The following is a 7,603-nucleotide window of genomic DNA, read 5'->3' on the forward strand; positions in this document are numbered from 1 at the left end:
CGACGGGGAACCGCGGGTCCGCGGCCCTCACGCACCTCGTGCCGCCTTCAGACCGAGGGCGACCTCGACGATCAGGTCCTCCTGGCCGGCCACGGCCTGTCGCCTGCCCAGTTCGAAGAAGACGTCGCGCGGGTCGACGTCCTCGCGCCGCGCGATGTCCAGGACCCGGTTCTTGAACCCGGAGAACACGCCGGCCAGGCCGCTGACGACGCTCACCGAGTCGATGGTGGGCGGGGCGGGCATGAGCTCGCGCTCGGCGAGGTCGGCGGCGTCCAGGAGTCCGTACAGGTCGATCCCGGTGGCGAAGCCCATCCGTTCCAGCACCGGCACCAGGACCTCCAGCTGGGTGTTGCCGGCACCGGCGCCGAAGCCGCGGGCGCAGGCGTCCAGGATGTCCGCGCCCGCCTCCACGGCGGCGACCGAGTTGGCGACCGCCATGCCGAGGTTGTTGTGGGCGTGGAACATCACCGGGACGTCGACGGCCTCCCGCATGGCGGCGACGCGTTCCGTGACGTCGGCCGGGAGGTAGTGGCCGGAGGAGTCCATGATGCCGACCGCGTTCGCGCCGAACTCGACGAGGCGGGCGCATTCCCGGGCCAGCCGTTCGGGGGTGGCCATGTGGCTCATCAGGAGCACGGCCTGGGCCTCGACGCCCTGCTCGCGGAGGAAGCCCAGGTGCCGTTCGGCGAGGTCCCCCTCGGTGCAGTGGGTGCCGATCCGGACCACGTCCACCTGGTGGGCGATGGCCCGCTCCAGGTCGGCGGTGGTGCCCCAGCCGGGCAGCATGAACACGGCCATCCTGCTGTCGCGCAGGGCCTCGCGGACGATCGACAGCATCTCGTCGTCGCCGAGCCGGGCCTGCCCGACCTGGAGGGAGGAGGCTCCCAGGCCGTTGCCGTGGCCGACCTCGACCATGGGGACGCCGGCGGCGTCCGCGGCGCTCGCGTAGGCCCGCAGCTGTCCGCCGTCCAGCTGGTGGCGGACGGCGTGGTGGCCGTCGCGGAGGGACGCGTCGTAGAGGAGCACCCGCTTCCCGGGGCCGTCGGGCGTGGTGGCTGCGCTCATGACGTCTCCGTACCGGTGCGCGCCGGGGCGACCGCCGCGCACTGCTCGGCGATGTGGACCGCGGCGGAGTTGATGATGTCGAGGTTGCCGGCGTAGCGGGGGATGCGTCCGCCGGTGGAGGTGACCTCGGCGGCGACGAAGACCTTGCTCTCCTCCACCACGCAGGCGGTGATCCGGTAGCCCGGGACGAAGGAGCGCACCCGGTCGGCGGCGGCCGAGACGGCCGCGGTGACCGAGGCGGTGCCGAAGCCCTCGCCGAGCACCGACATGGCGACCCGGAAGGTGGCCGGGGGCCGGGCCGGGCTGATGTTGAGGATCGCCTTGACGTCCTTGACGCCGGTGAAGTCGCGGACGGCGTCCTGGGTGGTCTCGACGTACTCGTCGAGGTTGAGCCGGGTGGAGCGTCCGACGCTGGGGCTGGCGGCGGTCGTGACGACCTCGACGTACTCGACCCGGTGGGCCTGGGTGAGCGCGTGCAGGATCGGTATCGACGCCTGGCCGCCGCAGCTGATCATGTTGATGTCGTCGCAGTGCAGGACCTCGGTGCCGTTGACGCTCGGGACGGCCATCCGGCCGACCTTGCTGGGCGTCAGGTCCACCAGTTTCACGCCCGCCCCGCGGAGGCGTTCCGCGTGCTCGGCGTGGGCCATGGCGTTGGTCGCGTCGAACACCATGGCGATCGGCCCCGGCGCGTCCAGCAGGGACGCGACACCGCGCGTCCCGACGGGAAGGCCCAGGTCGGCCGCCTGCCGCAGGCCCGGCGTGTTCTCGTCGCGTCCCACGACCATCACGCAGTCGAGGACCTCCGAACGCATGATCTTCTCCGCCAGATCGACGCCGATGAGGCCGGCGCCGAGGACGGCCACGGGCAGGCGCCCGTTTCGCTTCATGGCTGCATCGCCCTTCCCTCTCTACAGATTCGCCTTGGGACGCGCCGGTGGCCTACGCGTCGCCCACGTGAAGAGTGACGGTGCCCAGCCGGTCGAACTCGGCCACGAAGCGGTCGCCGGGTCGCATCGCGACCGCGGCGTGGAGGGCGCCCGTCATGATCAGCTGTCCCGCTTCGAGGGTCACCCCGTGCTCGCCGAGGACGTTGGCCAGCCAGGCGACCACGGCGGCCGGGTCGCCCAGGGCGGCGGCGCCGGCTCCGGTCGCGACGAGCTCGCCGTTGCGGGAGAAGGCCATGCCGATGAGGCGGACGTCGCAGTCCTCGGGCAGGACGACCGGCGGGCCGAGCACCACCGCGCCGTTCGACGCGAGGTCGGCGATGGTGTCCGCGAGCCGGATCCGCCAGTCCTCGATCCGGGAGTCGACGATCTCCAGGCCCGCCATCACCTCGGCGACCGCCCGCCGCGCCTCGGCCACGGTGACGCCGGGTCCCTTGAGGGGGCTGCCGAGCCGGAAGACGATCTCCGCCTCGACCTTCGGCGCGATGAACGCGTCGCCGGGCGTGGTGGCTCCGTCGTCGTACACGGTCGAGGCGAGCACCGGCCCGTAGTCGGGGGTGTCGACGCCGAACAGTTCCTGCATCGGCGCGGAGGTGAGTCCCGCCTTGTAGCCGACGACGCGGTCGCCGGCCCCGGTCAGCAGGGCGACGAGTTCGCGCTGGACGGCGTATCCGTCCCGCATGTCCAGCGCCGGGTTCTCGTCGGTGAGGGGAGGGACGGGACGGCCCGTCGCCCGCGCCTCGTACAGTGCCTTGGCCTTGATTCTGGCGTCGTCCACCGAGATGTTCACGCTGCTCCTGTCAGAACACATCGCGCCTGCCCTTGTGGGGCCCGTCGGTGATCTCTTCGCGGACCGTCCCGCGTCCGGCGCGGCGGTGTCCTCCGGACCGGCGGAGCGGATCCGGGCGAGGGGAGCACGGCCGCGAAGTCCCGGTGTCCGCCCCCTCGTTGCGCGTCTCACCGTAGCCACGATGCGAGCGCCGCAGAAGTGTTCGCCCGCTGTCCCAGGGAACGGCCGCCCCGCCGGCGCGCCGACGGGGGCCGGTCACCGGGCCGCCCGCCAGGGGCCGTTCACCGGGTCGGTGCGCTGGAGCCCGGCGGCCAGCCGCTCCCACTCCCTGGCGTAGTGGCTCACCACCTCGGTGAGGGCGCCGGCGCAGTGCGGCGGGACGGCGGCCAGCAGCTGCTCGCCCGCCGCCAGGCCGTGGGCCTGGCCGTTGAGCCAGCGCAGCAGGGCGCGGCCGCTGTCCGTGAAGCGGATCGAGGGGTCGTTGGCCAGGACGTCCATGGCCCGCGCCCGGAGGCGTACGGTCCCGCGCTCGGCGTCCACGGGGGCCGGACGGGTCACCGCGACGGGGCGGGGCGGTGGGGCGACGACGAGCGGGGCGCGTCGGAGGGGGTCCTCCCGGACGGCCGGGCCGGGCTCGTCCGGGTCGGGCACCGGCGCGCAGGAGCGCAGCTCCTGCCGCAGGCGGTGGGCGGTGCTGACGGAGACGGTGGCCTCCTGGGCCAGCTCGCGCAGCCGGTCCCGGGGCCGCGCCGCCAGCAGGGAGCGGGCCCGCTCGCGGCGCTCCGGCATGTCGACGGGGCGCGCCCGGCCGTCCCGGCCCACGCGGGCGAGGGCGGGGTTCGACTGAGGAGATTCCTCAGTCGAACGCCTCCCCCGTACGACCCCTACCGTCTTCGGCGACACCCCGGTGACGGCGGCGATGGCCCGGTCCGACCAGTGGGGGTGGGTGGCGAGGATGCGCAGGACCGCGGCCTTGCGGTCCTCCAGGGTGAGCGGGAGTCCGTGGCCGATGTTGGCCCGCACCGACCGGATGAACAGGTCGGCCACCGGGCCGTCGACGTAGCGGACGGCGATGCGGGGTTCCCCGCGCAGGACCGTGGCCCGGAGCCGGTGCATGCCGTCGACGACCCGGCCGGTGTCGCGGTGCACGAGGATCGGGTCGAGCGCGGTGCCGCTGCCCGCGAGGGCCCGCGCGTGGTTCTCGCTGAGTCCCGAGAGCCGTGGCGAGTCCGCCGGCAGCAGGGATGCGACGGGCACGGTGTGAACGGTGGACTGCGATGCGTCCGACAACTGTTCCATCCCTTCCGCGTGGGCCGGAAGCGGGTCCGCCGGGCGCTTCACGCCTGCTCGGCTGCCGCCGGTCTGGGGGCGGGCCCCCGGTAGGTGGTGTACGAGAACGGGCTGAGCAGCAGCGGCACGTGCAGGTGGTGCGGCTCGCCCTGGTAGCGGAGCGACACGATGACCTCCGGGTACAGGCTGTCGAGCGCCCGTTCGGCGAAGTACGCGCCGGTCTCGAAGACCAGGCGGTAGGCGCCGCGCGGCAGTTCCCCGCCGGACAGGGCGCCGATCACGCCGGCGCCGTCGGTGCGTTCCCGGGCCACGACGGGCCAGGCGCCCGGCTCCCGGGCGTGCAGCGTGACGGCCAGGTCCGCGACCGGGCAGCCGTTGGTGGAGTCGATGACCCGGACCGAGATGCTCATCCGCCGTCGCCTCCCCGGCCGCCCGGTCGGGTCGCCGTCCGTTCTTCCCCTGCGATCAACACCGCGTCACTTCCTGCGTCGTCCGTACGTGAGGGCACTCTCGCTCGCCGGCGGAGGTCAGCCCCAGATGGTGTCGTCCGTGGTGAAGACGCCACCGAAACCGGCCAGGGTGCAGAGCAGAGCGAACATGGTGATCTCCCTTGTGGATTCCCGTGACCCGGAGGTCGGGTGGACGACTCCAGTTCTAACGAGGTCCCTTTTCGTCCTCCTACCGGAACGCTAAGTACTCGCTAAGCGCCGGGAGTCGAGGGAGAACCGCCCTGGTGGGGCGGTGTGGGGAAGCGGGGAAGGGATCGCCTTCGCGCGACCGCGCCACCCGTGGGGATCGGCCCGGGGTGGGGTCGCCTGTCGTCGTGCTCGCCCGTGCGCCGCGGCTAGGAGCCGACGGCGCACACCGCGTATCCGTGGGGGGCGATGACGATCGGGATCTCCCGGTCCGCCTCCCACTCGGTGAAGACCACCACGATGTGACTGTAGAACGGCCGCATCCCGAGCGTGGTGAAATACCGGTCGGTCTCCAGGACCAGCCGGAAGGGTCCTGGGTCGTCCTCCGGCCGGGGCGGGCGGTCCAGCCGCCCGTCGCTGCCGGTCAGCCCCTGCCAGACGGTCTGCCACGCGTCCAGGCGCGGCCTTTCGATGCGGACCGGCAGCCCGTCGACGGGCCGCCCGTTGGTTCCATCAGAGACACACACTCCCAGTTTCACGTGACACCGGCCTCATCGATTGCGTCCTTGGGTGGGACGGGACACCGGATGCGTCCCGTCCGCGGGCCTCAGCCCGAGCTCGCCCGAGCGTAGGCGGCCGCGGCGTCGTCGTCGGCCGCTTCGCCGGAGCCGGGGGCCGCACCGACCTCGTCCATCAGGCGGAGCGTCTGTTCCCGCCACCGGGTGGCCCGCATCCGCTCGAAGATCTCCAGGGCGGCGGCGAAGTGCTCCCGGGCGCACGCGTGGCGGCCCCGGTCCGCCGCGACCTCGCCGAGCGAGAGCCGGATCCGGCCGATGGCGAGGTACTCGTGGGCGCGGGTGGCGATCGCCATGGCCTGTTCCAGCATCTCGTAGGCGGCGTCGTGGCTCCCCTGGCGCCACCGCACGATCGCGAGTCCGCGGAGCACGTAGCACTCCCCCACCGGGTCGCCGACGGAGCGGACGGTCTCCAGCGCCCGGGTGAAGGCGTACTCGGCCTCGGTCACCTCGCCGATCTGGAGGTTGGCCTCGCCGAGCCGGCACAGGATCTGCGCGCGCACCCGCCGGTTGCCCGAGCGCTCGACGGCCGCGAGGCCGTCCGCCATGGTGCGCTTGCCCTCCGCGATCAGGCCGCGGTCCAGGTGGATCTGCGCCATGTTGCTCAGGACGTGCGCCTCCGCAGTGGAGTCGTTCACCTCGCGGAGCATGGCGAGCGCCTTCTCGTAGCCGGTCATGGCCTCGTCGAGGCGGCCCTGGATGCGGTCGACGAAGGCGAGGTTGCGCAGGGCGAGGCCCTCGCCGTGGAGGTCGCCGACTCGCCGGAACAGTTCGCCGGCGAGCCCGAGCCGGCCGTGCGCCTCGTCCAGTTCGTACTGGAACATGTGCAGGGTGCCGAGCGAGTACAGCATCGCGGCCCGGCCGCGCCGGTTGTCGTTGTGCTGGGTGACCGCGAGCGCGATCTCGTGCGTGGTGCGCCAGTCGTCGAAGTAGCCGTACATCTCGAAGAGGGTGACGAGGGTGAGCGCCAGGTCCCAGCACAGTTCGTCGAGGCCCGCGCCGGCTGCCTGCCGGACGGCCGTGATCAGGCTGGCCCGCTCGTCCTCGAACCACTGGATGGGGTCGGCGAGTTCGCGGTCGATCACCGGCTGTTCGAGCGGGAGGCGGGGCGCCTGTCCGTGGATCAGCGTGTGGTCCCCGCCGTACGCCCGCCGGTGCGCCTCCTCCACCAGGAACAGCCAGGTGCTGAGCACCCGTCCGAGGACGGCGGCCCGCTCGACGGTGCTCTCGTGCTCGGCCAGGCACTCCTGGGAGTAGACCCGCACGAGGTCGTGCAGGCGGTAGCGGGGGCGGCTGCCCTTGACCACCTCGACGTCGACGAGCTGGGCGTCCACCAGGAACTCCAGGGTGTCCTCGGCCTCCGTCGCGGCGACGTCGAGCAGCGGCGCCGCGACCCAGCCTGCGAACTCCGCGGCCTCCAGCATGGACAGCCGCCGGAAGAGCCGCTGCGCGTCGGGGGGCAGCCCCTGGTAGGCCATGGCCAGGCCGGCCCGGACGCCGACCCCGCCGTGGGTCAGCTCGTCGAGCCGCTGCGTCTCGTCGCCGAGCCGGGCCACCATCTTGCTGAGCGGCCAGTGCGGCCGGGCGGCCAGCCGGGCGGCCACGATCCGCAGGGCGAGCGCGAGGTTGCCGCACTGCTTGATCAGCAGCAGGGCGCTGGACATCTCGCTGTGGATCCGGTCGTCGCCCAGGATCCTGCTGAGCAGTTGCAGCGCCTGCTCGGTGGAGAAGACGTCGATCCGCACGGAGCTGGTGCCCTCCAGGCCGGCCAGCCGGGACCGGCTGGTGATGAGGACCGGGCAGTTGGACGAGCCGGGTAACAGCCAGCGCACCTGCTCCTCGTCGATGGCGTCGTCGAGGACGATGAGCATCCGCCGGTCGGCGACGAGGTTGCGGAAGAGTTCCGCCCGCTCCTCGATGCTCGACGGCACGGCCGGTCCCGGGATGCCCAGGCTGCGCAGGAAGCGTTCCAGGATGCGGGTCGGCAGGATCGGCTGGGCCGAGGGCCCGCGCAGTTTGGCGAACATCTGGCCATCGGGGAAACGATTCGCCAATGAATGCCCGAGGTGCACCGCGAGCGTCGTCTTGCCCACGCCCCCCTTGCCGGTGATCGCCACGATCCGCAGGGCGTACGGCGTCTCCGCGGCCTCCTCCAGGCCGGCTCTGAGCCGGGCCAGCAGCTCGTCGCGGCCGGTGAAGTCGGCGATGGCGCCGGGCAGCAGGCGGGGCACCGCGGGCGGCTCGTCGAAGGCGGCGGCCGGCGCCGGTCCCTCCGGCGCGGCCGCCGGCCCGGGCGCGGGC

At 73.1% G+C, this 7,603-nt stretch carries 7 protein-coding genes; all 7 read right to left on the reverse strand.

The genetic code is table 11. The annotated features are described in order from the left end of the window. Window positions 1-27 precede the first annotated feature (27 nt). Entirely contained in the window at window positions 28-1,065 is a 1,038-nt protein-coding gene (gene dmpG, locus IE321_RS16425; protein ID WP_190223439.1) for a 4-hydroxy-2-oxovalerate aldolase, read from the reverse strand. After that, window positions 1,062-1,955: an acetaldehyde dehydrogenase (acetylating) gene (locus IE321_RS16430; RefSeq protein WP_190223440.1), complete on the reverse strand. Its 894-nt coding sequence runs from the start codon at window positions 1,953-1,955 to the stop codon at window positions 1,062-1,064. The genes dmpG and IE321_RS16430 overlap by 4 nt, the downstream gene beginning before the upstream one ends. A 52-nt stretch (window positions 1,956-2,007) precedes the next feature. Then, complete coding sequence (locus IE321_RS16435) at window positions 2,008-2,802, reverse strand: 2-keto-4-pentenoate hydratase (protein WP_226652433.1); 795 nt, start codon at window positions 2,800-2,802, stop codon at window positions 2,008-2,010. 255 nt (window positions 2,803-3,057) lie between these two features. Next, window positions 3,058-4,059: a transcriptional regulator gene (locus tag IE321_RS42835; protein WP_268257412.1), complete on the reverse strand. Its 1,002-nt coding sequence runs from the start codon at window positions 4,057-4,059 to the stop codon at window positions 3,058-3,060. An 80-nt stretch (window positions 4,060-4,139) separates the two neighbouring features. Further along, window positions 4,140-4,502, reverse strand: coding sequence for a hydroxyisourate hydrolase (uraH, locus tag IE321_RS16445; protein ID WP_051841804.1), 363 nt, complete (start codon window positions 4,500-4,502; stop codon window positions 4,140-4,142). Window positions 4,503-4,936: 434 nt separating this feature from the next. Next, complete coding sequence (locus IE321_RS16450) at window positions 4,937-5,254, reverse strand: hydroxyisourate hydrolase (protein WP_190223441.1); 318 nt, start codon at window positions 5,252-5,254, stop codon at window positions 4,937-4,939. Window positions 5,255-5,334: 80 nt separating this feature from the next. Continuing rightward, window positions 5,335-7,603 (reverse strand): ATP-binding protein (locus tag IE321_RS16455; RefSeq protein ID WP_190223442.1); only part of this gene is annotated, 2,269 nt, incomplete at its 5' end.

The organism is Streptomyces hydrogenans (assembly GCF_014656075.1).
Lineage (GTDB): Bacteria > Actinomycetota > Actinomycetes > Streptomycetales > Streptomycetaceae > Streptomyces > Streptomyces hydrogenans.

Coding starts and splice junctions, on each gene's coding strand:
- uraH (WP_051841804.1), bottom strand. CDS start 4,502: ATGAGCATCTCGGTCCGGGTCATCGACTCCACCAACGGCTGCCCGGTC.
- dmpG (WP_190223439.1), bottom strand. CDS start 1,065: ATGAGCGCAGCCACCACGCCCGACGGCCCCGGGAAGCGGGTGCTCCTC.
- IE321_RS16430 (WP_190223440.1), bottom strand. CDS start 1,955: ATGAAGCGAAACGGGCGCCTGCCCGTGGCCGTCCTCGGCGCCGGCCTC.